The following is a 22,667-nucleotide window of genomic DNA, read 5'->3' on the forward strand; positions in this document are numbered from 1 at the left end:
CGAACGCTGGTCGCAAGCGTCCGGGCGATCTTGTCATTTTGGAGATATACAAATGGTTGATTTTGTACTCAATGCTCAAGAGCGTTCCGACCTGGGGAAAGGTGCGAGCCGCCGCCTGCGTCGTAATGCCGGCCTGATCCCGGCCGTGGTTTACGGTGGCGAGAAAGCCCCGCAATCCCTGACCCTGGAACTGCGTGAAGTTGCCAAGCTGCTGGAAAACGAGGCTGCCTTCAGCCACGTGATCACCCTGAACGTCGGTGCCGCCAAGGAAACCGTACTGATCAAGGCCCTGCAGCGTCACCCGTCCAAGGGCTTCGTCATGCACGCTGACTTCCAGCGCGTCGTTGCCGGCCACAAGCTGACCGCTCACGTTCCGCTGCACTTCATCAACGAAGCCACCGCTGTTGGCGTCAAGGTTGGTGGCGGCGAGATCTCCCACGTGATCGCCGAAGTCGAAGTTTCCTGCCTGCCGAAAGACCTGCCGGAATTCATCGAAGTCGACCTGGCCAAAGTAGAACTGGGTCAGATCGTTCACCTGTCCGACCTGAAACTGCCGAAAGGCGTAGAGCTGGTGCAACTGGCCCACGGTAACGACCTGGCCGTCGCCAACATCCACGCTTCCCGCGTAGTGAAAGAAGAAGGCGAAGGCGCTGCCGAGTAATCGCGCGCACCATTGCCTTTAAGGAAGGGGCCCCCGTCGTGACTGCCGTACAACTGATCGTTGGCCTGGGTAATCCAGGCCCTGAATACGACCAGACCCGGCATAACGCGGGGGCCCTTTTCGTTGAGCGACTGGCGGACGCGCAACGCGCGAACCTGTCGCTGGACAAGAAGTACTTCGGCCTGGTTGGCAAGTTCAGCCACAAGGGCCGCGACGTTCGTCTGCTCATCCCCACCACCTACATGAACCGCAGCGGCCAGGCCGTGGCGGCGCTCGCCGGATTCTTCCGCATTCCGGTCGAAGCCATCCTGGTGGCCCACGACGAACTCGACATGCCCCCCGGCGTCGCCAAGCTCAAGAAGGGCGGCGGACACGGCGGGCACAACGGACTGCGCGACATCATCGCCCAGCTCGGCAACCAGAACGGTTTCCATCGCCTGCGGCTTGGCATCGGCCATCCGGGGCACAGCAGCCTGGTCTCCGGTTTCGTTCTTGGCCGCGCCCCGCGCGCCGAACAGGAACTGCTCGACACCAGCATCGACTCCGCCCTCGGCGTGCTGCCGGAAATGCTCGACGGGGACTGGACCCGCGCGATGCAGAAGCTGCACAGCCAGAAGGCCTGATTACACCTCTATTTCCGCCACCTGGCGCGAGGGACCTAACATGGGATTCAACTGCGGCATCGTCGGCCTGCCCAACGTCGGCAAGTCCACCCTGTTCAACGCCCTGACCAAATCCGGCATCGCGGCGGAAAACTTCCCCTTCTGCACCATCGAGCCGAACAGCGGCATCGTGCCGATGCCCGACGCCCGCCTCGATGCGCTGGCCGAGATCGTCAAGCCCGAGCGCGTGCTGCCGACCACCATGGAATTCGTCGACATCGCCGGCCTGGTAGCGGGCGCGTCGAAAGGTGAAGGCCTGGGCAACAAATTCCTCGCCAACATCCGCGAGACCGACGCCATCGCCCACGTGGTGCGCTGCTTCGAAGACGAGAACGTCATCCACGTCTCCAACAGCGTCGACCCCAAGCGCGACATCGAGATCATCGACCTCGAACTGATCTTCGCCGACCTCGACAGCTGCGAGAAGCAACTGCAGAAGGTCGCGCGCAACGCCAAGGGCGGCGACAAGGACGCCCTGGTGCAGAAAGCCCTGCTGGAAAAGCTCATCCCCCACTTCACCGAAGGCAAGCCCGCCCGCTCGCTGATGAAGAACATGGGCGATGACGAGAAGCGCGTCATCCGCGGCTTCCACCTGCTCACCAGCAAGCCGGTCATGTACATCGCCAACGTTGCCGAAGACGGCTTCGAGAACAACCCGCACCTGGACGTCGTCCGCGCCATCGCCGAAGAAGAAGGCGCCATGGTCGTGCCGGTGTGCAACAAGATCGAAGCCGAGATCGCCGAGCTGGACGATGGCGAGGAGAAGGACATGTTCCTCGAATCCCTCGGCCTCGAAGAGCCGGGCCTCAACCGCGTGATCCGCGCCGGCTACGAACTGCTGCACCTGCAGACCTACTTCACCGCCGGGGTGAAGGAAGTCCGCGCCTGGACCGTCCGCGTTGGCGCCACCGCCCCGCAGGCCGCCGGCGTGATCCACACCGACTTCGAAAAAGGCTTCATCCGCGCCGAAGTCGTCGCCTACGACGACTTCATCCAGTTCAAGGGCGAACAGGGCGCGAAAGAAGCCGGCAAATGGCGCCTGGAAGGCAAGGACTACATCGTCAAGGACGGCGACGTAATGCACTTCCGCTTCAACGTCTAAGCGCCAGCAAGACCCGAAAAGCCCCGGCCACCCGCCGGGGCTTTTTTATGCCACCGCACTTGTAGGAGCGAGCTTGCTCGCGAACAGCCCAGACGCCCATATCCCCCTCCCGCGCCCTGGCAGCCGCCCTCCCCGCCCAGCAACCGCCCAAATCAGGGCCTTTCCGCCTAAACGATTGATAGATCAGAAAAATATTCAAGAAAAGGGGTTGACACCCCCCCTCGATCTGCGGAAAATGCGCGCCACTCGGCTACATAGCTCAGTCGGTTAGAGCGCAGCATTCATAATGCTGATGTCCCAGGTTCAAGTCCCGGTGTAGCCACCATATCTCGAAAGGGGTTTAGCGAAAGCTAAACCCCTTTTGTTTTGCCCACAGGAAATACCCCTGACTCGGCATCCCGATCAGAGTTGTTTCCTTGCAGTTTGCGACGGTGGCCAACGGACAGCATGGCGACCGGCGAGAGCGTTCGATCAGTCCAACCGCTGCAACACGCCCTGCCCGATCACCTTGGTGGTCTCCCCACCGAAGTCCACACTCCCCTCCTCCGTCAGGAAGCCATCCACCGCCGCATCGATCCGGTCCGCCAGTTCGGGCAATTGCCAGTGGTGGCGCAGCAGCATGCCGGCGCTGAGGATGGCGGCGAGTGGGTTGGCGCGGCCGGTGCCGGCGATGTCGGGGGCGCTGCCGTGGACGGGTTCGGCCAGGGCGATGCCGTCGCCGAGGTTGAGCGAGGGGGCCAGGCCGAGGCCGCCGCCCCAGTGGCTGGCGAGGTCGGAGAGGATGTCGCCGAAGAGGTTAGTGGTGACGATCAGGTCGAAGGCTTCGGGGCGTTCCACCAGTTGCAGGGCGGCGACGTCGACCAGGCGTTCGTCGAGGACGTTGCTCCAGCCGTCTTCCACCAGGCGGTCGCGGCAGGTGTCGCGGAACAGGCCGCAGGTGAGCGGGAGGACGTTGGCCTTGTGTACCAGGGTGATGCGCCGGGCGCCGCGCAGGCGGGCGATGCGCGAGGCGTCGGCGGCCAGGCGGTCGCAGGCGGCGCGGGTGATGACCCGTTCGGCGATGGCGACGCCTTCGGATTCCCAGTGTTCGCGGCCGCTGTAGAGGCCTTCGCTGTTCTCGCGCAGGATCAGCAGGTCGACGCCGGGATGGGGCGACACGTGCGGGCGGGAGCGCACCGGGCGCAGGTTGAGGCTCAGCGCCAGCTCCTGGCGCAGGGTAAGGATGGCGCTGCGGTAGCCTTCGACGCGGTGGCTGGGCGAGGAGACGGCGCCGAACAGGCCGGCGCCGCAGGCGCGCAGGCGCGCCAGGGTGGAGTCGGGAACCGAGACGCCGTGGCGCTCGAAGCAGGCCCAGCCGGCCTCGGCCTCTTCCACGCGCAGGTCGGGCAGCAGCCGCAGCAGCACCTTGACCGCCACCGGCACCACTTCGCGGCCGATGCCGTCGCCGGGTATCACGCACAACCGATGCATCGCTGACCTCCGCTCGCCGTCTGCTCTTTCATGATCCGCCCGCACTCCTCACTGAAGGGCGCGGGCGGACGGTCGGCTCAGAGTTGTTCCAGCGGACGCATGCGGTATTGCGGCGGCAGCTGGTCGAGGCCGCTGACGGTGACGTTGAGGTTCTTCCAGCGGCCATCCTTGATGCCGTAGATGCAGCCGTGCACGGAGAGCGGCTGGCCGCGGTGCCAGGCGTTCTGGACGATGCTGGTGTGGCTGACGTTGGCCACCTGCTGGATGACGTTGAGCTCGCAGAGGCGGTCGACGCGCTCCTCTTCCTTCTCGAACTGGCCGAGGTGCTCGCGGTATTCGTAGGCGAGGTCGCGGATGGTGCGCAGCCAGCCGTCGATCAGGCCGAACTGGCGGTCCTGCAGGGCGGCGCGCACGCCGCCGCAGCCGTAGTGGCCGGTGACCAGGACGTGCTTCACCTTGAGCACGTCGACGGCGTACTGGATGACCGACAGGCAGTTGAGGTCGGTGTGCAGCACGACGTTGGCGACGTTGCGGTGGACGAACAGGTCGCCGGGCAGCATGCCGACGATCTCGTTGGCCGGCACGCGGGCGTCGGAGCAGCCGATCCACAGGTATTGCGGGGTCTGTTGGCGGGCCAGCTTGGCGAAGAAGTCGGGGTCTTCGCGGGTGATCGCTTCGGCCCAGCGTTCGTTGTTGTCGAACAGTTCCTGCAGATCGCTCATGGTCGGCTCCTCATCGTTGGCTGCGGCACCTTACGCAGCACGCGCGCGCCTGACAAGACGCTTTCAGCGGGCCGCGTTCAGACGCCACCAGCGCGGCGGGCGGAGCGCCTCCTGCTGCGCCAGCTGGTGCCAGGCGTCGTGCCAGGCCTGGGCTTCGGCGGCCAGGCGCGGCCAATCCAGCGTGCGCCTGTCGAGGACGGCCAGCAACTCGGTTTCCAGCCAGCCGTGGCCGGCGCGCAGGGCGTCGGCGAAGCCGGGGTCGGCCAGGGCGCGCTGGTGCACGGTTTCGAAGCGCCACCAGAGGGACTCCTCCACGGCGGCATCCTCTCGGCTGAGCAGCGCCGCGCCAGCGCCCGCCTCGAAGCCCAGCGGCTGGAACAGCGACAGGCACGGCGCCGAGGTGCCGGTGGCGGCCATGCGCGGCGAGCCGCCGTCGAGCCGCCGTCGAGCCGGGCGATCAGGCTGGCGGTGGTTTGCGAGGGGCGCCAGAAGCTACCGGCGTGCAGGCAGATCTGGCGGTTGTCGTGGCTCGACAGGCGGTGCCCGCGATGACCGTGGCTGCGCAGGGCGACCACCAGCGCCAGCCAGTCGACCTTGGCCGGGCAGTGGGCGAGGAAGTCCTGGTTGAGCTGCCGCCGCTGCCGCGCCCCGGCGATCCAGGGCAGCACGCGGCCGTCGAAGGCGCGGGCGAAGTGGAAGTCGCCCCGGCCGTTCCAGCAGCCCAGGCGGCGGGCGTGGTCTTCCAGGTTGGGGCTGGCGAGGTCGTAGTCGTGGCCGAGGGTCAGGGCGTTGGAGATGGCCCAGCGCTCGACCCTCTTCGCCGCCCACAGCCGACCGGCGGTTTCCAGCACCCAGGCTTCGTCGCGGTCGGCGATCAGGTAGCTGTTGTCGTAGCGCATGCGCTTGTTGCGGTAGCCGGCCGGGCCGCCCTGGCCGTGGCGCTCCAGCAGTTCGGTGATGACGGCCAGCGCCTCGCGGGCGGTCGCCGCGCGTTCCAGGGCCAGGCGCAGCAGGTCCATGCCCAGCAGGGCTTCGCCTTCGCGCAGGGTCAGGCGGGTGAACACGGCTTCGTTGCCGATGGCCACGCCGCGCTCGTTGACGCCCATTTCGGCGCCCCACATCCACGCCGGCTGGCTGAGGATGACGGCATGGCGTTCGGCGGTCTGGGGGATTTCCAGGTAGGTGGTGCGCACCGTCGCCGCGCGGTCGCCGTGCACGGCCGGCAGGCGGATCAGGCGTTGCGGTTCGGCGGGCTCGCGGTCGCTGTTCTTGGCGAACCAGGTGGCCCCGTCGCTACGCAATACCAAGGTGTCGCACATACTCCCCTCCCTCGTCTGCGGCACCGAGCACTTCGCTCGCCGCCCGTTCCCCGGCCTCAACGGCCCCGTCGAAATAGCCCATCCAGCGCGTTGCCGTTTCGGTGCCGGCGAAGTGCAGGCGTCCGTAGGGTTCGCGCAGCCGTGCGGCGCCGCTGGTCCAGAGGCCCGGCGGGAACAGCGCGGCATAGCAGCCACGGGCGAAGGGTTCCTCGGCCCAGGACTTGTCCACGTAATCGATTGGCTTGAGCGCCGCTTCGCCGAAGTAGCGGGCGAAGCAGTCGAGCACCTGGCCGCGCCGGTCGCCCGTCGGCCGCGCGTTCCACTGCCGCGCTTCGTCGCCTTCGATGAAGCCGAGCAGTACGCCGCGCTGGGAGTCGGGGACGCTGTTGTCGAAGGTCAGGCGCACCGGGCCGACTTCGCTGGTGGCCTGGCCGGACAGGCCACGCTCGCGCCAGAAGGGTTTGTCGTAGAGCGCCATGCACTTGATCACCGCGCCCTGCGGCAGGCGTTGCAGGAGCTGGTCGCGCCAGCTGGGCAGCAGCGGTTCCTGGGTGATGCGCAACAGCTGGGTAGGCGGGATGGCGAAGATCACTCGCGAGGCGTGGTGCACGCCACGGTCGCTGACCAGTTCGACGCCGGTGGCGTTCTGTCGTACGGCGCGGATCGGTTCGCCGGTGTGCACCGCGTCGCCCAGGCGCTCGGCGAGGATCTGGCAGATGCGCTGGGAGCCACCGAGGACTCGGTCCTGCTGGGCGCCGCCTTCGACGCCGAGCAGGGTGTCGAGGTTGGTGCCGCTGCGGATGTAGAACAGCACGTGGAGGAACGACAGGTCATGGGGGCTAGCGGCGAATACGGCGCCGCTCATCAGCTCGAAGACCTTGCGCCCGGTGGAGGTGCGCAGGTTGCGGCGCAGCCATTCGGCGAAGGTGCGGCTGTCCCACTGGCTGGCCTTGGGGTGCAGGCTGGGGTCGTTCAGGGGGATTTCCCGCGCCATGCGGTCCAGGCGCACGTGGGCCTGCATCACGTCGAGCAGGACGTGGGGCGGAAACCTGGGAATGGTGCCCTGGTAGGGCTTGAGACGGCCGCCGAACAGGGTGAGGTTGTCGCCGCGGTTCCATTGCCCGAAGGTCGACAGGTTCAGCTCGGCGAGCAGGGAAAGGATGCGCTCCTGGGTCGGGCCGACCCACTGGCCGCCCACCTCGACCACTTCGCCGCTGGCGAAACGGTGGTTGAGGGTTCGTCCTCCGACGCGCTTGTTGGCCTCCAGCACTTTCACCCGCCGCCCGGCTTGCGCCAGACGCCAGGCCGCAGTCAGCCCCGAAATACCGGCGCCCACCACGATCACATCGCTGCGATTCATGTTTGCGACCTTATGTTCTTGTTGTTATTGGGCTTAAGGGTAAGTCAGGAATGGCCGTCAGAAAAACCCGGTCGGCGGGAAATTTCCTGGTTTTTGTGGGGGGAGTCGAAGTGGGGGATGCGGATATCGCGGACGGAGTCCGCTCCTACGTTGTTTTCTGGGGCCCCGCGTTCGCGGGGATGACGCAGAGGAACGTGAATTACCCCCGTCACTCCCGCGAATGCGGGAGCCCAAAAGACAGTTGCTCCTACGCAGGAGCTGACCTGTAGGAGCGCGCCATGCGCGCGATCGCGGGCATGGCCCGCTCCTACGGGGTGTATCTCGCCGCGGGCAGGAACAGCTCTCGTAGGAGCGGAGCTTCTCCGCGATGCTTTCCGGCATCGGTACGCAGGTTCAGGATTTCGCGGACAAGGTCCGCTCCTACGGACCTGCCAGGGACGTAGGGCGCATAACGTTCGACGTTATGCGCCGTTTGACCTGGGTCGCAATGCACTTCGAACCTGGCCAGGGCTCCGAGGGTTCGCGCGGTGTAACGGCGTACAACCGCGAACGGTTGTACGCCCTACGGGATGGTCCGGCTCAGTCGACCAGCGTGCAGGCCATCACCAGCGCGTCTTCGCGCCCGCCCACCGCCGGGTAGTAGCCGCGACGGCGGCCGACTTCGTTGAAGCCGTAGCGCTCGTAGAGGCGGTAGGCCGGCTGGTTGGATTCGCGCACTTCGAGGAAGCATTCCACCCCGCCCCGTTCGCGGGCGCGCTTCATCAGGTGTTCCAGCAGGGTCAGGCCCAGGCCGCGGCCCTGGCTTTCCGGCTTGACGGTGATGTTGAGCAGGTGCGCTTCGTCGAGGATCATCTGGATCACGCCGTGGCCGACCTGCTGGGTGCCTTCGAACATCACCCAGCATTCGTAGCTCTTCAGGCCATCAGCGAAGATGCCGCGCGTCCAGGGGTGGCTGAAGGCGGCGTATTCGATCTTGAGTACGGCATCGAGGTCCGCCTCGGTCATCGGGCGGAAGGAAACGGCATCGCTCATGCGGTGGTCTGACTCGTCCAGCGTTGCCGAACGCGGCGCATGGCGCGCCAGAGGTCGGCTTTCAAGGTAGGTTCTTCGGCCAGGCGCTCGAGGCCCGGCACGGCCCAGGCGACGCCCAGGCCTTCGACCTGCAGCTCGCGCAGCAGGGATTCTTCATCCGCCTCGCCGGCGTAGCGCACGGCCGGCATGCCGACCAGCCACAACAGGCGACAGGGCGCGCCGCCTTCCAGACGGGCAGCGACGAAGCCCTGGACGAACTCGCGGGCGGCCTGCGGGCCCTGGTCCATGTTGCCGCCGGCAAGCAGCGGCCAGCGCACCGGCTCACCCAGGAGTTGCGGGCTTTCCGGCAGGCCCGCGGCGCGCAGCAGGTCTTTCAGCAGCAGGTAGGCCGGGTCGCGGCTGGCCAGGGGCTCGCCGGTGGGCAGTTCCACCAGCAGGGCACAGTCGCCGGCACGCAGCAGTTGCAGGGCGAAGCGCGGCGGCGGCGCGACCGGGGCGCGGACGACGGCTTCGGCTTCCGCCTCGGCCTGCTCCTCGGCTTTCACCGGGGCCGCCGGTTTGGCCGGCGCACCCGCCTTGGGCAGCAGGCGCGCGGCAATCGATCCGGGTTCGCCCGCAGGCACGGCCGCCGGAGCTGCAACCGGGGCGGCTTCGCGCGCGACGTCGGCGACAGGCGCCGGCGGCGTTTTCTCGACGACGATGGGCGCGGGCGTTTCCAGCAGTTCCGGGCGCGACGGTGCGGCGAACGGCAACGCCACGCGCGGCAGCCAGCTGGCGACCTGCATGGCGCCGAGGTAGGCGCGGCGGCGGGCTTCTTCGATCAAGGGGCGGTTACCTGTAAGTGAGCCTGCACGGGCAGGCCGGCACATCGAGGCGGGATTGTCGCGTGAAACGCGCCGGGGGGAAAGGCCGGTCGACGGTCAGGGCGTGCCGAACACGTATACGTTCCCGGTCAGCTTGATCGCCCCGGTGGCCTGATAGGTGAGCAGGTTGGTCTGCTGCAGGCCGCTGGCGGCGACCTTGCCCTGGTTGGCGCCGCCGAGGGTGAATTGCAGGTTGGTGGCGCTGGCGTTGGTCAGGCCGATCTTCATGGCCTGGCGGTTGAACAGCGCGCCGTCGCCGTTGAAGCCGCTGTTGATGGTCACCATGTCCAGGCTCATGCCATCGAAGCTGAAAGTGCCCTTGATGTTGTCGAGCACGATGAAGCCGGTGCTGTTGAGCGGCTGGATCGCCAGGCGCGCGCCGCAGCCGTTGGGGCAGCGGGTGCTGCCGGCCACCGGAGCGACATTGAAGTTGACGCTCAGGCTGACGCCGTCCTGGCCGCTGACGTCGGACATCTCGCTGTCGTCGAGGTTGCGCAGCTCCGCCTGGGCGCCAGCGGTGGCGAGCAGCAGCAGGGCACTCAGGAATCGGCGTGGCAGGCGGTTCACGGCGATGCTCCTCTTCTATTGACGCGGCAGGTTGACGGTGCGGACGTTCAGGTAGTCGATGCGCATGCCGCGCACGGCCTGGGAGCCGATATCGGTACCGCCGATGTTCAGGTTGCCGATGCTGATATTGCTCTTCTGCACGTTCTGGTAGAAGGCGTCGTGGTTGGCCCAGGTGACGCCCGGCGCGTTGAGGATCAGGTCGCCGTTGCTGGCGACGGTGAGGGTCGCCGGCTGGTAGTTGGCGTCGCCCAGGTTGAGGTCGAAGTAGACGTTCTTGGCCACCACCCGGTCGCTGTCGGAGCAGACTTCGCAGCCGCTGATGATCAGCTTGTCGGCGTACATCTGCAGGCTCATGGAGGCCTTCAGTCCCGCCGAGTCGCCCCACAGGTTGAGGTAGGAGCCGTTCAGGGTGAAGTTCTCCAGGGCGATAGAGAAGTAGTCCTGGCGCTGGGTGGTGGCGCCACGGCTGCCGTCGCTGTTGTAGGCGACGCTGGGCAGGGTGAAGCGGGTCTTGATGCCGATGTCCAGGCCCTGGATGCGGGTACCGGCGGCACCGGGCATGGCGTCGGCCACCAGCTTCACGGTGGCGACGTTGTTCCCCGTGCGGGTGATGGTGCCGCCCACGCAGGTCGTGGCGCCGCTGCTTTGCGCGCCGCAGAGCTGGACGAACTTGTCGTAGTCGCTGGCGCGCTGGCTGAGGGTGACGCCATTGCGGGTGACGTTCCACGAAGCGCTGAGGTTCTGCTGCGCGGTGGTCAGGTTGGAGGTGCTGGTGTTGTAGCCGTCCACCGAGTCGTTGTAGGCCTTCACTCCAGTGTTGGTGCTGCAGCCGGCGATCAGGGAGCAGTCGTACTTGGTGCCGAAATCCGGCTTGCTGGTGCAGGCGATGCCCAGCACGTTGTCGCAGACCCGCGCGGGCGCCACCGCGTATTTGTTCTGCATGGTCTTGTAGTTGTTGTTCACCACGACCTGCGCGGCATCCACCTGGGCCTCGCGCTGATTGACCACGACCATGTCGGCGTCGATCCCCGACTTCAGCGTGACCATGTCGTTGGAATAGGTGGTCAGCAGGGTGTTGCGCTGGGTGGTCAGGGCGCTGAGTTCGCTGTTGATCTTGCTCGTCGCCCGGGTGGGGTCGGTACAGCCGGCATCGCCGTACAGGCAGCCCTGGTAGTAGGACCAGAGGCCGAACTTGTGGGTGTCGTTGATCGGGTCGGTCCAGGTCGGCGTCCTCAGTTGCAGCGCCTGCTGCCCGACCGGGATGTTGGCGCCGGCCTTGTACTTGATCGGGCCATAGGTGAACGGGTGCATGGGCGTGCCCATGTAGGCCTTGGTGTCGAGCGTGCCACGCTGGCTGCCGGCGCCCTTGATGTAGGCGCCGGTGATGTCCACCTGGACGTCCTGGTTGGCGCTGTTCTTCACCCCGGTGATCTTCGCCGAGGCGCTGGCCTGGTCGTAGCTGAAGCCGTCGATGAAGAAGCCCAGCCCCGAACCGCTGACCTCGCCCAGTTGATCGTCGTCCAGGGCTTTCATGGCCTGGGCCGGCAGGCAGAGCAGCCAGCCGAGCAGACAGGCGATGAGTGTGCCGCGTGCGCTCATGTCAGCACCCCGCCGCCTGGGAGCCCATGCAGGTCGACTGGCGAGGCAGGCCGCGCAGGGCGTCGTAGAGGTTGATCAGGATCGGGTAGACCGTATCCGCGCCACTGCCGACCTTGGGGAAGTTGGCGAAGGCGCCGGACTGGGTATTCACGAACTTGCCGGCGTTGGCCAGGTCCTGCCAGGGCACGTTCTGGTTCTGCAGGGAGAAGAAGATGCCCTGGGCGCCGGTATTGATGTCGGTGGAGCCCGGCTTGCCGATGTAGATGGTCTTGTAGTTGGTCAGGTCGAAGCAGGTGGTCAGGCCCAGCGCCTGGCAATTGTTGGTGGTCGACAGGGTGGGGATCAGCGCGGCAACCAGGCCGCCCTCGTCCGAATGCAGCGAGTCGCCCTTGGCGATGCCGATCTGCGTGGCGCGGTTGATCGGCTGGCCGTTGATGGTGGCCTCGCCGGTGCCGGCCTTGAGCAGCACCACGTCGGCGTACACCGGCGTATCGCCGGCAATCGACAGCGCCAGGCAGTTGATCAGGTTCGGGCAGCCGTTGCGGGTGTAGTAGTCGTAGGCGATGGAGGCCGGGCCGTAGATCTTGCCCTGCAGGTTGCCGGTGATCGACAGGATGTCGCCGGACAGGTCGCCCTGCGCCTTGCCGAAGCCGACCCGCGCCCCCACCAGTTGGCGCACGCCGTTGTTGGTCTGGAAGGCGAATTCGACGTAGGGGTCCTGGATCTGGAACGGCACCACCTTGGCGTCGGGCGAGTTGGCATTGTCCACCCGGCCGAGGGCGAAGTTGTTGATCAGGATGTCGGCCGGCTGGTTGGACACGGTGTTGGCGCCGGTGCGGGTGTAGTTGCCCAGGCTGAGCTGGTCGATGTTGGTCAGCAGGCTGATGTCGGCGCCGAAGTTGAGCCGGGTGTACTGGTAGTTCTGGTAGGTGGAGGCATCGACGGTGAGCATCGCGCCCTGCCCCGAGATCGTCGACAGCTCGTCGTCATCCAGTGATTGCATGCGGGCCTGGGCGGAACAGGCCAGCAGGCCCCCGCAGAGCAAGGCAAGGGCACGCATGAGCGGACCGGAGGACTGACGCATGGCTCTCTCCTCTCATGGGGAGCTGTTGTTATGGGAAGGGGGCGCGCAACCGGCGCAACGCCGGTCCGTAGCAGCGACCGGAGGCTCGACCCCGTGATGCCACTATAGGAATTTGGTCGCCAGGGCGGCCCGACCCATAGTCGAGAAAAACGCCCCTCAAAGGTGAAATGCGCAGGGTCGAAAGGCGAGGAGCAGGCAGGAGTTGTTACCCATCGTCACACCCGCGTTACAGGCACCGGATCAGCGCTGGCGGAACAGCCCGATCAGGTGCTCGGCAATGGCGCCCTTGATGGAGTCCAGGTTCAGGCGCGAGTGGGACTGGAGCTTGGCGATGTTCAGGCGGTGCAGGTGCAGCGAGGGCATGCGCGCCTCGTACTCGCGCAGGTCGCCCTTGACCAGCACCGGCAGGAAGCTGTCCTCGCGCATCCGGTAGCGGTTGATCAGCACCTTCAGCCCGTCCTGGAACGGCAGCTCTCGGGAGGCCACCAGGCGGTGCTCGCCGGGAATTTTCAGGTACAGGCCGCTGTAGCCCATGGTCTCGCCCGGCAGGATGTGGATGCCGGTGGGCTCCACCGCGTCGGCGGGGATGTCGTGGAAGGTGTCGAACCAGGCCTGTTCATCCGGGAGGATGGTGATGCCGCCGCCCTGGTGCTCCGGGATCACGAAGCTGTAGTTGCTGTAGAGCTTCTCGACATAGGACGAATAGATGCACAGGCGGTTCTCGAAGCGCTGCAGGAAGGCGATGGCTTCGTTGCGGTCGGTGATGGCGTCCAGGTCCCAGTCGAGGTCGTTCTGGCGCTCCAGTTCGGCCCACCGGGCTTTGGCGAGTGCGGCGTCGTAGGTCATGGCGGAAAATCAGTCGTGGTCGACTGACTCTGGCAGAAAACATGCCAGAAAATTCAGCTATTTAGCGGCTAAATTCCGTGATCCATTTCACGCCGGGACCGAGAGACTCCGTCGCAATCTGACGCGTTTCGTCACTCTGTCGGTCAGTGGGGGACCTTTGCAGTACAATCGCTCCCTTTGTTCATTTCAGGCCCGACTCAGCCGATGATCGACCCACGACGCGTACTCCGCGCCCTCGCCGAACACTGGGTGCTGCTCGAACCGCTGTGCGAGCGCTTCGACGCCGGCACCCTGAGCCTGGTGGAGCTGCGCAACCAGCTCACCAGCCAGTTGCCCGACAGCACCCCGGTGGACATCACCGCCCTGCTCGACCAGTGGGTGCGCCTGGACATCCTCGTCCCGGTGGCCAAGAGCCCCAACCGTTTCGAGCTGAACGCGCAGATCCACGACTTCCTCGCTTACCTGCGCCAGGAACACCGCCTGGGCCTGTGCCTGGAGATCGAAGCCTATCTGCGCCACCTGGAACGCCTCGCCGGCTACATCCGCGATGCCTTCGAGGTGCGCGACGGCAACGACCTGGCCCGCCAGTTGCGCCTGCTCGACATGCGCGTGCGCGACGTGCTGAAGAAGCTGGCCAACGACGAACAGGCGCTGGTCGCCGTGGCCGAACGGGCCAAGACCCAGGACCGGCAGATTCCGCTGCGCCAGCGCTACGCGGAAGTCCTGGCGACCTGGGACGAATACGTCGAGCCGATGATCCAGCTGGTCTCCGCCGACGGCGCCTTCGAACAGGGCGTGCGCCGCGTGGAACAGGTGCTGCTGCGCCTGCTCGGCGAACAGGCGCGTCTCGGCCAACTGGTGGACGACGACCAGCTGCTGCGCACCCATGCGCGCATCCTGGAAATGCAGACCACCGCCCAGCTCACCCTGCGCCGCGCCCGCGAACTGCTGCTGCCGCTGCGCGAGGAAGCGCGCCGGCACAACGCGATCACCCGTGGCGCCGCTCTCGCGCTGTCGGTCATCCGCCGCAAGGGCATCGACGCCGTGCCCCAGGCCGCCATGCCGATGTTCACCCGGCCGCAGAGCAACTTCCTTGGCACCGCGTCCCAGGTCGAAAGCTATGTCTTCGCGCTGGCCAACTTCCAGCCCAAGCCGGCGCACTTCCCCAAGGCCAGCGGCAATCGCAAGAGCGACGGCCCGCAGCGCTCGCCGCGTACCGCCCGGGAAATGCTCGACCGCTGCCAGGCCGCGCTGCCGCTGCCGGACCTGATGCAGTGGCTGCTGGAGCAGGAGCCCGAAGGCGCCACCGACGAGCTGCTCTACTGGTTCTCGCGTCTGTCGCGCGATGCCCGCTTCCAGCGCGACCGCCTCGAGCGCCGCCAATACGACACTCTCCAGCACAGCGTCAGCCTGTGCTCCTTCGCCCTGATCGCCGGCCCGACCGCTGGCAAGGACACCAAGAGCGAACAGCATGCAGATTAATCTCACCGAAATGACCCAGCTCGCGCCGATCTTCCGCGAGCTGTTCAAGGGCTTCCACATCAGCCGCCGCGACCCGGAGCTGTACAGCCAGCTGTCCAACCAGCAGGACGCCTACCGCGCGCTGTTCCGCAGCCTGGGCTACGAGCTGGTCTGCGATACCCGCGGCTTCTACTACTTCGTGCCCGAGCAGATCGGCGCCCAGGTGAACAAGACCGCCCAGCGCCTGGCGCTGTTCACCTTCATCCTGGTCGAACACCTCGCCGACCAGGGCCGCGACCCGCTGGCCGTCCTCGATGGCGGCAGCATCGGCCGCGACGAGCTGCCGCCGCTGCTGGAGAAGTACCGCGACCTGTTCCTGCAGGCCGAGGTGACCACCCAGGAAGAACTGGAAGAGAAGGTCATGCGCCGCCTCACCCAGCTCGGCTTCGCCGCCGAGGACAACGGCGTGTACCGCTTCCTGCCGCCGATCCACCGCTTCCTCGACGTCTGCCTGTCGGTCCAGCAGGACCGCGACCTGGCCGCCAACCTGCACAGCAGCGACATGCAATTCACAGCGCCGGTGCTGATGGACGAGGACGACGAGCCGGTGGTGATCCTGGAGTCGTATTCCAACGAGCCTACCGAAGATCCCGCCGACGCCATCGTCGTGATCGACGAGCCGGCAGTCATCGCTGAAGAAGAGAGCGAAGAAGACGCCCTCGCCCGCGCCATCGCCGAAGAACAAGCCGACATGGAGGCCCAGGCATGACCCAGGAACGCTACGGCATCCGCCGCTTCGCCCTGCTCAACACCGCCGGCTACAGCCTCGGCATCTTCCCGCTGGAACAGCCGCTGTCGGTGTACGGCGCGAACAACCTCGGCAAGTCGGCGTCGATCAACGCGCTGCAGTTCCCGATCCTCGCGCGCATGTCGGACATGAGCTTCGGCAAGTACAGCCTGGAAGCCTCGCGCAAGTTCTACTTCGCCACCGACACCAGCTACATCCTCATCGAACTCGACCTGCCCCACGGCCGCCATGTGATCGGCGTCGGCGGCCGCGGTCCGGGCGGCGGCTTCGGCCACCAGTTCTTCGCCTACCAGGGCGAGCTGGACCTTGAGCACTACCAGAAGAACGGCACCTGCCTGCGCCTGCGCGAGCTGTACGCGAACCTGGAGCGCGAGGGCATCAAGTCCTATGAACTCAAGCCCGACGAGCTGCGTCGCCTGCTGGTCGGCGGCCACACCTCGATCCCGCTGGACCTGACCCTGATCCCGCTGCGCTCCACCAGCGAACAGAGCCTGAAGACCTTCCGCTCGCTGTTCATCAACCTGCTGCACATGCGCGAGATCACCGCCGCCAAGCTCAAGCAGCTGTTCCTCGATGCCTTCGAGCACAGCCTGCGCTCGGGCAGCGTCGACTACATCGCCGCCTGCGAGGAAGCCTTCCGCGACGTGCGTCGCATGGAGGGCGATTACCAGGCCCTGGTCGCCGCCGGTCCGCTGGTCGAGGCCCTGGCCAACGGCGTACAGCAGCGCGAAATCCTGCGCGGCAAGATGCACCGCCTCTCGCCCCTGCTGGATAACCTGCTGGGCACCTGGGAAGACTATTCCGGCGCGCGCAAGGAAGAGCTGGTAATCCAGGCCGAGCACTACCGCCGCGAGCAGGACGGCCTGCAGAACGAACAGCGCGGCAGTACCGCCGAGCTGATGCGCCTGGAGCGCGAAATCAGCGAGATCCAGCGCTGGATGGGCGAACTGGCCGTGCTGAAGAACCGCTTCGCGCTGGTCGAGGACGCCAAGGTGCTGGAGCAGCAGCTGCTCGCCGCCAAGGACGCCCACGACGAACTGGCCGGTGCCCTGGCGCATTCCCGGCAGTTCTCCAGCGAAGACCTGGAAGAACGCATGCGCGACCTGGAGAAGCGCCTGAAAGGCGTTCGCCAGCAGCTCGAACATGCCGACAACAACAGCTACGCCCGCCTGCGCGAGGAATTCTCCCAGCAGGACGTGGAACGCCTGATGCGCCTGTTCAACGGCGCGCTGTTCAGCCTGCCGCTGGGCGAGAAAGGCGTGGACCTCGACGAGAACGGCCTGTGGGTCGGCAGCGTCGAGAAGATCCTTGATGCCTTCAAGGGCGAACGCTTCGAAGTGCCGGGTCTAACCATCGACCTCTCGCACATCGAGCCGCCGGCCCTGCAGGCCCTGGCCGACCGCGCCGCCCTACGCGACCAGAAGGAACGCCTGGAGAAGGAGCTCAAGCAGCTCAAGACCCAGCAGGCCGTGGCCGCCGACCGCAACGCCAGCAAGGCGCAGGCGGACAAGCTTTATCAGGACGTGCTCGACGCGCAGAAGGCGCTGGAAGACTTCCGCCGCAGCCAGACCCTGAACGCCGAGGAGCCGGCCAAGCTGGAACAGCTCGCCCAACTGGAAGCGACCCAGGATGAACTCAAGCGCTCCGCCGACGCCTTCACCGAACGCGTCCAGCAGCTGTCCGCCAAGCTGCAGCTGATCGGCCGCCAGCTCGCCGACCTGGAAGCCAAGCAACGCACCCTTGACGACGCCCTGCGCCGCCGCCAGCTGCTGCCGGCCAACCTGCCCTTCGGCATCCCGTTCATGGATCCGGTCGACGACTCCATGGACAACCTGCTGCCGCTGCTCAACGACTACCAGGACACCTGGCAATCGCTGCAGCGGGTGGACGGCCAGATCGAGGCGCTGTATGCCCAGGTGCGCCTGAAAGGCGTGGCCAAGTTCGACAGCGAGGACGATCCGGAGCGCCGCCTGCAACTGCTGATCAACGCCTACGCGCACCGCACCGACGAAGCCCTCACGCTGGCCAAGGCGCGCCGCGCGGCGGTCACCGACATCGCCCGCACCCTGCGCAACATCCGCAGCGACTACGACAACCTGGAACACCAGCTGGCGCTGTTCAACCGCGAGATCAACAAGCGCCAGGTGTCGAACCTGCAGAGCTTCCGCATCGTGCTGGCACCGAACAAGGACGCGCTCAAGCACATCGACCAGATCATCCACAGCGCCGGCCAGTACGAAGAAGGCGAGAACCTCTCGGTCTTCGACCTGACCCAGAGCGCCGAGCAGGATGCGAAGAACGAGGAAGCCAAGGACTACCTGTCGCGCCTGGTGGCGGCGAACAACAACCAACTGGGCCTGAAGGACCTGTTCGAGCTGGCGTTCGAAATCACCAAGCTGGGTGGCCAGCCGATCATGCACACCGACATCGACGGCGCGGCATCCAACGGCACCACCATGACCATCAAGGCGCTGACCAACATGTACTTGTTGCTGCACCTGATGGACCGCGAGCAGGCCGGCCGCGTGCGCCTGCCCTACTACCTCGACGAGGCGGCGGACATCGACGAACGCAACCAGTCGGCGCTGCTGGAAACCAGCCTGCAGCTGGGCTTCGTGCCCATCCTGGCGAGCGTGAAGCCACAGGTCTCGGCCCAGGTGGCCATCGACCTGGAAGGCGGCAGCGGCCCCAACGGCATCTACATCGACGAGGCGGACTGGAAGTACATCCGTCGCCGGGATACCGAGAAAGCCGCCCATAACGACGTGGAGGCCAGCGCCGAGCCGGCGTGACCTTCCCCGCGTTAAAGCAAAAGCCCCGCAATGCGGGGCTTTTGTTTTCCCGGCTCCGCGCGGACCTGCTCTTGTAGGAGCGAGCTTGCTCGCGAACCGCATAACGCCGAAGTCCAGCAAGAATCCGTTCGCGAGCAAGCTCGCTCCTACGAAAAGCTCCTCAACCCGCGACGGATACCGGAATGAAAAAGGGCCGCAATCGCGGCCCTTTTCCAGTTCGGCGAAAACTCAGTTCGCCTTGCTCAGCGGGATCTTCGGCGCCCAGTCCAGCCACTCTTCGTTGGACTCGTCGAACAGGGCGAAGGTCTGCCCCGGCTTGGCCGGCGGGCCCATCTCCGCATTGTTCGGGGTCGCAAAGGCGACGCCACCGGCAAGGATGGTCTCGAACGACTCGGTACGCACCTTCACTCCCTTGAACAGGCCGGCATCCACGCCAACGCCACTGGTGTTCCAGAAGCGACTGCCGGTGTGCACCAGCGGCGCGTAGCGCGGCTCGATCAGGATGTGGATCAGCACCCGGTCGGCGGTCTCGCCCAGTTCGAAGGAGGTCACCTTGCCCACCTGCACCTCGCGGTAGGTCACCGGCACACCCACCTTCAGCGAGCCGCGACGGGGAGCGCTGAGGGTCAGGCGCAGGCCTTCGCCTTCCAGCAGACGGTTCGGCTGGCCGGCCAGCAGGGTGAAGGCGGTTTGCGCCTGGCCCGGCTTGTCGGCCGGCAGCACTTCGATGTACTGGCCGCTGACGATGGTGCCCAGGTTGGAAACGCCGTTGAGTCCGACTTCCGGCCCCACCACCCAGAAGCGGGTGCCCTGGCGAGCGATGCTGTCTTCCGCACGGGTCAGGCGCGCTTTCAGCTGCACGCCGCTCAGGTCCTTGCTCAGCTCGACCTGCTCGACACGCCCGACTTCCAGGCCCTTGTAGCGCAGCACGGTGCCTTCCTTCAGGCCGTCAGCGGTGTCGGCACGCAGTTCGATCATCTTGCCCTTGGCGTGGGCCACTTCCTCGCTGTCGAACAGCGCGAAGCGACGCACCTTGGTTATCGGAGGCGCTTTCGCGTCCGGCGTATCGAAGGCGATGCCCCCGGCGATCAGGGTCTGCAACGACTCGCTTTTGAGTTTGATGCCGTCGAGCCCGCCACTGACGGTAACGCCACTGACGTTCCAGAAGCGCGTCGAGGTGTTCACCAGCTTGGCGTACTCCGGCTCGATGTGGACGCCAATGACCAACCGCGACGGATCACGACGGGACAACTGGTAGCTCTGCACGCTGCCCACCTTCAGCTGCCGATAAAGGATCGGCGTGCCGACCTCCAGCGAGCCCAGCTTGTCGGTCGTCAGCACCAGGTGCAGGCCCGGCGAATCCAGGTTCAGCGGCGGCGCCTTGGGACGGATGGTGAATTCACGGGACGGTTCACCGGTCTTGGAGAAGCGCACGCTGATGTAGTTGCCCTTTACCAACGCTTCCAGGCCGGTAATACCCGCCAGGGAAATACTCGGTTTGACCAGCCAGAACTCGGTGCCGCTATTGAGGAAGTCCTCGGTGCGCGGGTCCATGGACAACTGCGCAGTGGCGCCGTTGAAGTCCTGGTCCATGTCGATGCTCTTCACGGTACCGACCTGCACGCCGTTGTACATCACCGGCGTACTGCCGGCACTGAGCCCGCTGACATCGGTGACCTTCAGCTTGACGCCGAGGCCGGCCTGGGCGGCGTCGTAGTCCTCATACAGGCGGAACGGCTTGGTCGAATCCGTTGGCGGGCTGTCCGGATAGTTGTCCGGCGTGGCGAAAGCGATACCCCCCGCGGCGATCGAGGCAAGCGACTCGGTGCGCAGCTTGAGACCGCTCAGATCGCCGGACAGGGTGATGCCGCTGGCGTTCCAGAAGCGCGAATGTTTGCGCACCAGATTGGCATAGGCCGGCTCGATGTGAATCTTCACCTCGATGGTCTTCTGGTCTTCCGCCAGGTGATAGCTCTTCACCTGGCCCACCTGAATCTGCCGGTAATAGATCGGGCTACCCTGTTCCAGCGAACCCAGTCGATCAGCCTTCAGCGTCAGGTGCAGACCCGGCAGGCTGTCGGAAAGCGGCGGCGGCTCCTTCAGGGCGGTGAACTCCTTCTGCTGATCGCCTTTCACCGGGTCGATGGCAATGTAGTTGCCCGACACCAGGGTCTCCAGGCCGGTCACCCCGGCCAGCGACACTCGCGGCTTCACCAGCCAGAAGCGGGTGTCCTTGCTCAGGTACTCCCCCGCTTCCTTGCGCATCTCGACCAGCGCGGTCACGCCCAGGTCCGGCTTGTTGACATGCAGATCGGTGACCTTGCCGACGGCAATCCCCTTGAAGATCACTTCGGTCTTGTTGATCTGTATCCCGTCACCGCTCTCGAAACGGATATTGATCATGATCCCCGCCTGGTCATAGGCCCTCCAGGCCAGCCAGGCACCGATCGCCAGGGCAATCAGCGGCAGGATCCAGATTGCCGACCAGTTGGAGGTCTTGCGCATCTTCGGGGTGGGAAGATCACTCATTGTCGTTTTCCGCGTCCGTGTTATCCCAGATCAACCGGGGATCGAAGGTCACTGCTGCCAGCATGGTCAGAACGACCACAGTGGCGAAGGCGGCCGCACCGAGGTCTGCCTCGATAGTGGCCAGATTGCCGAAATTCACCAGGGCCACCAGGATCGCGATGACGAAGATATCGAGCATCGACCATCGTCCTATCCACTCGATGAACCGGTACATCAAGATCCGCTGCTTGGCCGACATGGGCTGGCGGCGCTGCACCGAGTACAGCAGCAGGGTGATGCCGACCAGCTTGAAGGTAGGCACGAGGATACTGGCGACGAAGACCACGGCGGCGATCGGCACCATATCCGCGTTGATCAGCTCGATCACCCCCTCCATGATGGTCGCGGGCATGCCATTGCCCAGGAAGTTGACCGTCATGATCGGTAGCAGGTTGGCAGGTATATAGAGCACGGCAGCGGTGATCAGCAGCGCCCAGGTCCGCGCCAGGCTGTTTGGCTTGCGCTCGTGCACCACCGAGCCACAGCGGCTGCAAATGGTTTCATCGTCCTCGGCACGCCGATTGAGCTGGTGGCACTCGCCGCAGATCAATACACCGGCATCAATGGCTCGCATCATCGAACTCCCCGGACAATTCGCTCCAGACCTGGTGGTGGGACATGGTCACCTCCAGCCAGACCTGGGTGAACAACAGGGCCACGAAGCAGGCCAGCCCCAATCCGATATGCAGCTCGGCCATGCCGATCAGCTTCACGATCGACACCAGGATGCCCATGAAGTAGACCTCGAGCATCCCCCATTCGCGCAGGTGCTGGTATCCACGCAACAGCACCATGCCTTGCTCGCGCATCCTCTTGAAACGTAGCGTCAGCAGGACGAACAACTGGCAGAGCAGCTTGACCAGCGGAATGATCATGCTGCACAGGAACACCACGATGGCGACGCCTTTCATGCTCGACCCATAAAGGCCCAGCACCCCGCTCCAGACCGTATCGGTACTGGTCTGCCCGAGGATGGTGATGTGCATGATCGGCATGAAGTTGGCCGGTATGTAGAGCAGCAACGCCGTCAGCACCAGGGCCAGTCCACGACGCACCATATGAGGACGGTGTATCTCCAGCTCATAGCCGCAGCGCGGACAAACCGACTTCTGCCCCAATGGCACGGGCTCGCGCCGCATCAATAGATCGCACTCATGGCACGCGGTCAGTTGATCCAGCGGCAGGTGCTGTAGCGCATCACCTTGGATTTCGGACATGAAAGAACTCAGGGAAAAGTTGACGCTATTGTAGACGAGAGCGAACGCTCAACGTTGCGCAGCATAGGCATCGAGTCATTGCGAATTTGCACATGTGTGGCAAGGAGATCCAGTGCCAATCCACGCTTTCTGATGGTATTTGGCAAGGCTCCCGCGCGAATCTGGCAATCTGCCAGAACAGTGCAAGGCCCATCCTATCGACACACCAGTTCGTTGGCTACAGAGCCGCCGCAAAGAAGCATTGCAGAGAGCTCCGGCGAGGGTGCGGAGCTGCTCGCGCAGGAGCGGACCTTATCCGCGAAGCCGTCGTATCAGCTTGCACAACCGCCCAGGCTGGGCGTCATCCGGCCCACTTTCCCGCGCGCAAAAGCAAAGCCCCCGGCCAGCGATGCTGACCAGGGGCTTTAGGATAGGCGCTTGACGATGACCTACTCTCACATGGGGAAACCCCACACTACCATCGGCGATGCGTCGTTTCACTGCTGAGTTCGGGATGGGATCAGGTGGTTCCAACGCTCTATGGTCGTCAAGCAA

The 22,667-nt window shown here is 65.4% G+C and carries 18 protein-coding genes, 1 tRNA gene, 1 rRNA gene and 1 pseudogene; 7 read left to right on the forward strand and 14 right to left on the reverse strand.

What is annotated here, in order from left to right:
• Window positions 1-52: 52 nt before the first annotated feature.
• The 4 genes from ACQ5BL_RS11900 (at window position 53) to ACQ5BL_RS11915 (ending at window position 2,750) form a co-directional block, all read left to right on the forward strand.
• On the forward strand, window positions 53-661 hold the full coding sequence (locus ACQ5BL_RS11900) for a 50S ribosomal protein L25/general stress protein Ctc (protein ID WP_207886085.1): 609 nt from the start codon (window positions 53-55) through the stop codon (window positions 659-661).
• A 38-nt stretch (window positions 662-699) separates the two neighbouring features.
• Entirely contained in the window at window positions 700-1,284 is a 585-nt protein-coding gene (pth, locus tag ACQ5BL_RS11905; protein WP_193452056.1) for an aminoacyl-tRNA hydrolase, read from the forward strand.
• Between the two features lie 40 nt (window positions 1,285-1,324).
• Window positions 1,325-2,425 carry a redox-regulated ATPase YchF gene (ychF, locus tag ACQ5BL_RS11910; protein WP_243809260.1) on the forward strand — a complete coding sequence of 367 codons (1,101 nt, stop codon included), beginning with the start codon at window positions 1,325-1,327 and terminating at the stop codon, window positions 2,423-2,425.
• A gap of 248 nt (window positions 2,426-2,673) precedes the next feature.
• Window positions 2,674-2,750 (forward strand) — tRNA-Met (locus ACQ5BL_RS11915).
• A gap of 146 nt (window positions 2,751-2,896) precedes the next feature.
• Here the strand turns inward: ACQ5BL_RS11915 and ACQ5BL_RS11920 are convergent.
• From ACQ5BL_RS11920 to ACQ5BL_RS11965, 10 genes and pseudogenes are all read right to left on the reverse strand, one after another.
• Window positions 2,897-3,895 carry an isocitrate/isopropylmalate dehydrogenase family protein gene (locus ACQ5BL_RS11920; RefSeq protein ID WP_243809262.1) on the reverse strand — a complete coding sequence of 333 codons (999 nt, stop codon included), beginning with the start codon at window positions 3,893-3,895 and terminating at the stop codon, window positions 2,897-2,899.
• Window positions 3,896-3,972: 77 nt separating this feature from the next.
• Window positions 3,973-4,617 (reverse strand): carbonate dehydratase, encoded by a 645-nt coding sequence (gene can / locus ACQ5BL_RS11925; protein ID WP_207888358.1) that lies wholly within the window; start codon window positions 4,615-4,617, stop codon window positions 3,973-3,975.
• A gap of 63 nt (window positions 4,618-4,680) precedes the next feature.
• Window positions 4,681-5,936: pseudogene (locus ACQ5BL_RS11930) on the reverse strand (C69 family dipeptidase).
• Window positions 5,911-7,296 carry a flavin monoamine oxidase family protein gene (locus tag ACQ5BL_RS11935; protein WP_243809264.1) on the reverse strand — a complete coding sequence of 462 codons (1,386 nt, stop codon included), beginning with the start codon at window positions 7,294-7,296 and terminating at the stop codon, window positions 5,911-5,913. Before ACQ5BL_RS11935 ends, ACQ5BL_RS11930 begins: the two are co-directional and overlap by 26 nt.
• A 579-nt stretch (window positions 7,297-7,875) precedes the next feature.
• Window positions 7,876-8,328: a ribosomal protein S18-alanine N-acetyltransferase gene (rimI, locus tag ACQ5BL_RS11940; protein WP_207888361.1), complete on the reverse strand. Its 453-nt coding sequence runs from the start codon at window positions 8,326-8,328 to the stop codon at window positions 7,876-7,878.
• Entirely contained in the window at window positions 8,325-9,152 is an 828-nt protein-coding gene (locus ACQ5BL_RS11945) for an energy transducer TonB (protein WP_243809266.1), read from the reverse strand. Before ACQ5BL_RS11945 ends, rimI begins: the two co-directional genes overlap by 4 nt.
• Window positions 9,153-9,248: 96 nt before the next feature.
• Window positions 9,249-9,758, reverse strand: coding sequence for a DUF6160 family protein (locus tag ACQ5BL_RS11950; protein WP_243809268.1), 510 nt, complete (start codon window positions 9,756-9,758; stop codon window positions 9,249-9,251).
• 15 nt (window positions 9,759-9,773) lie between these two features.
• Window positions 9,774-11,357, reverse strand: a complete 1,584-nt coding sequence (locus ACQ5BL_RS11955) for a hypothetical protein (RefSeq protein WP_243809269.1) — start codon at window positions 11,355-11,357, stop codon at window positions 9,774-9,776.
• Window position 11,358: 1 nt separating this feature from the next.
• Complete coding sequence (locus ACQ5BL_RS11960) at window positions 11,359-12,441, reverse strand: hypothetical protein (RefSeq protein WP_207888365.1); 1,083 nt, start codon at window positions 12,439-12,441, stop codon at window positions 11,359-11,361.
• A gap of 240 nt (window positions 12,442-12,681) precedes the next feature.
• Window positions 12,682-13,287: a hypothetical protein gene (locus ACQ5BL_RS11965; protein ID WP_243809270.1), complete on the reverse strand. Its 606-nt coding sequence runs from the start codon at window positions 13,285-13,287 to the stop codon at window positions 12,682-12,684.
• Window positions 13,288-13,491: 204 nt separating this feature from the next.
• On the opposite strand from ACQ5BL_RS11965, the gene mksB reads away from it, so the two are divergent.
• From mksB to mksF, 3 genes are read left to right on the forward strand one after another with little or no spacing between them, the layout of a single operon-like run.
• Entirely contained in the window at window positions 13,492-14,769 is a 1,278-nt protein-coding gene (gene mksB, locus ACQ5BL_RS11970; protein WP_243809271.1) for an Mks condensin complex protein MksB, read from the forward strand.
• Window positions 14,759-15,517, forward strand: a complete 759-nt coding sequence (gene mksE, locus ACQ5BL_RS11975) for an Mks condensin complex protein MksE (protein WP_192400948.1) — start codon at window positions 14,759-14,761, stop codon at window positions 15,515-15,517. Before mksB ends, mksE begins: the two co-directional genes overlap by 11 nt.
• The gene (mksF, locus tag ACQ5BL_RS11980; RefSeq protein ID WP_243809272.1) at window positions 15,514-18,348 is read left to right on the forward strand and encodes an Mks condensin complex protein MksF; all 2,835 of its coding nucleotides are present in this window, start codon (window positions 15,514-15,516) and stop codon (window positions 18,346-18,348) included. Before mksE ends, mksF begins: the two co-directional genes overlap by 4 nt.
• A gap of 228 nt (window positions 18,349-18,576) precedes the next feature.
• Here mksF and ACQ5BL_RS11985 read toward each other — a convergent pair whose 3' ends face one another.
• From ACQ5BL_RS11985 to rrf, 4 genes are all read right to left on the reverse strand, one after another.
• The gene (locus ACQ5BL_RS11985; protein ID WP_243809273.1) at window positions 18,577-20,877 is read right to left on the reverse strand and encodes a PqiB family protein; all 2,301 of its coding nucleotides are present in this window, start codon (window positions 20,875-20,877) and stop codon (window positions 18,577-18,579) included.
• Complete coding sequence (locus tag ACQ5BL_RS11990; protein ID WP_207888371.1) at window positions 20,870-21,490, reverse strand: paraquat-inducible protein A; 621 nt, start codon at window positions 21,488-21,490, stop codon at window positions 20,870-20,872. The genes ACQ5BL_RS11985 and ACQ5BL_RS11990 overlap by 8 nt, the downstream gene beginning before the upstream one ends.
• A complete protein-coding gene (locus ACQ5BL_RS11995) occupies window positions 21,477-22,133 on the reverse strand; it encodes a paraquat-inducible protein A (RefSeq protein WP_243809274.1) in 657 nt (218 codons plus the stop codon). Before ACQ5BL_RS11995 ends, ACQ5BL_RS11990 begins: the two co-directional genes overlap by 14 nt.
• 415 nt (window positions 22,134-22,548) lie before the next feature.
• A 5S ribosomal RNA gene (gene rrf, locus ACQ5BL_RS12000) occupies window positions 22,549-22,664 on the reverse strand.
• Between the last annotated feature and the right edge of the window lie 3 nt (window positions 22,665-22,667).

Source organism: Pseudomonas sp. B1-22 (assembly GCF_050474425.1).
Taxonomy (GTDB): domain Bacteria; phylum Pseudomonadota; class Gammaproteobacteria; order Pseudomonadales; family Pseudomonadaceae; genus Pseudomonas.

Coding starts and splice junctions, on each gene's coding strand:
- ACQ5BL_RS11900 (WP_207886085.1), top strand. CDS start 53: ATGGTTGATTTTGTACTCAATGCTCAAGAGCGTTCCGACCTGGGGAAA.
- ychF (WP_243809260.1), top strand. CDS start 1,325: ATGGGATTCAACTGCGGCATCGTCGGCCTGCCCAACGTCGGCAAGTCC.
- ACQ5BL_RS11920 (WP_243809262.1), bottom strand. CDS start 3,895: ATGCATCGGTTGTGCGTGATACCCGGCGACGGCATCGGCCGCGAAGTG.
- can (WP_207888358.1), bottom strand. CDS start 4,617: ATGAGCGATCTGCAGGAACTGTTCGACAACAACGAACGCTGGGCCGAA.
- ACQ5BL_RS11935 (WP_243809264.1), bottom strand. CDS start 7,296: ATGAATCGCAGCGATGTGATCGTGGTGGGCGCCGGTATTTCGGGGCTG.
- rimI (WP_207888361.1), bottom strand. CDS start 8,328: ATGAGCGATGCCGTTTCCTTCCGCCCGATGACCGAGGCGGACCTCGAT.
- ACQ5BL_RS11955 (WP_243809269.1), bottom strand. CDS start 11,357: ATGAGCGCACGCGGCACACTCATCGCCTGTCTGCTCGGCTGGCTGCTC.
- ACQ5BL_RS11960 (WP_207888365.1), bottom strand. CDS start 12,441: ATGCGTCAGTCCTCCGGTCCGCTCATGCGTGCCCTTGCCTTGCTCTGC.
- ACQ5BL_RS11965 (WP_243809270.1), bottom strand. CDS start 13,287: ATGACCTACGACGCCGCACTCGCCAAAGCCCGGTGGGCCGAACTGGAG.
- mksB (WP_243809271.1), top strand. CDS start 13,492: ATGATCGACCCACGACGCGTACTCCGCGCCCTCGCCGAACACTGGGTG.
- mksE (WP_192400948.1), top strand. CDS start 14,759: ATGCAGATTAATCTCACCGAAATGACCCAGCTCGCGCCGATCTTCCGC.
- mksF (WP_243809272.1), top strand. CDS start 15,514: ATGACCCAGGAACGCTACGGCATCCGCCGCTTCGCCCTGCTCAACACC.
- ACQ5BL_RS11985 (WP_243809273.1), bottom strand. CDS start 20,877: ATGAGTGATCTTCCCACCCCGAAGATGCGCAAGACCTCCAACTGGTCG.
- ACQ5BL_RS11990 (WP_207888371.1), bottom strand. CDS start 21,490: ATGCGAGCCATTGATGCCGGTGTATTGATCTGCGGCGAGTGCCACCAG.
- ACQ5BL_RS11995 (WP_243809274.1), bottom strand. CDS start 22,133: ATGTCCGAAATCCAAGGTGATGCGCTACAGCACCTGCCGCTGGATCAA.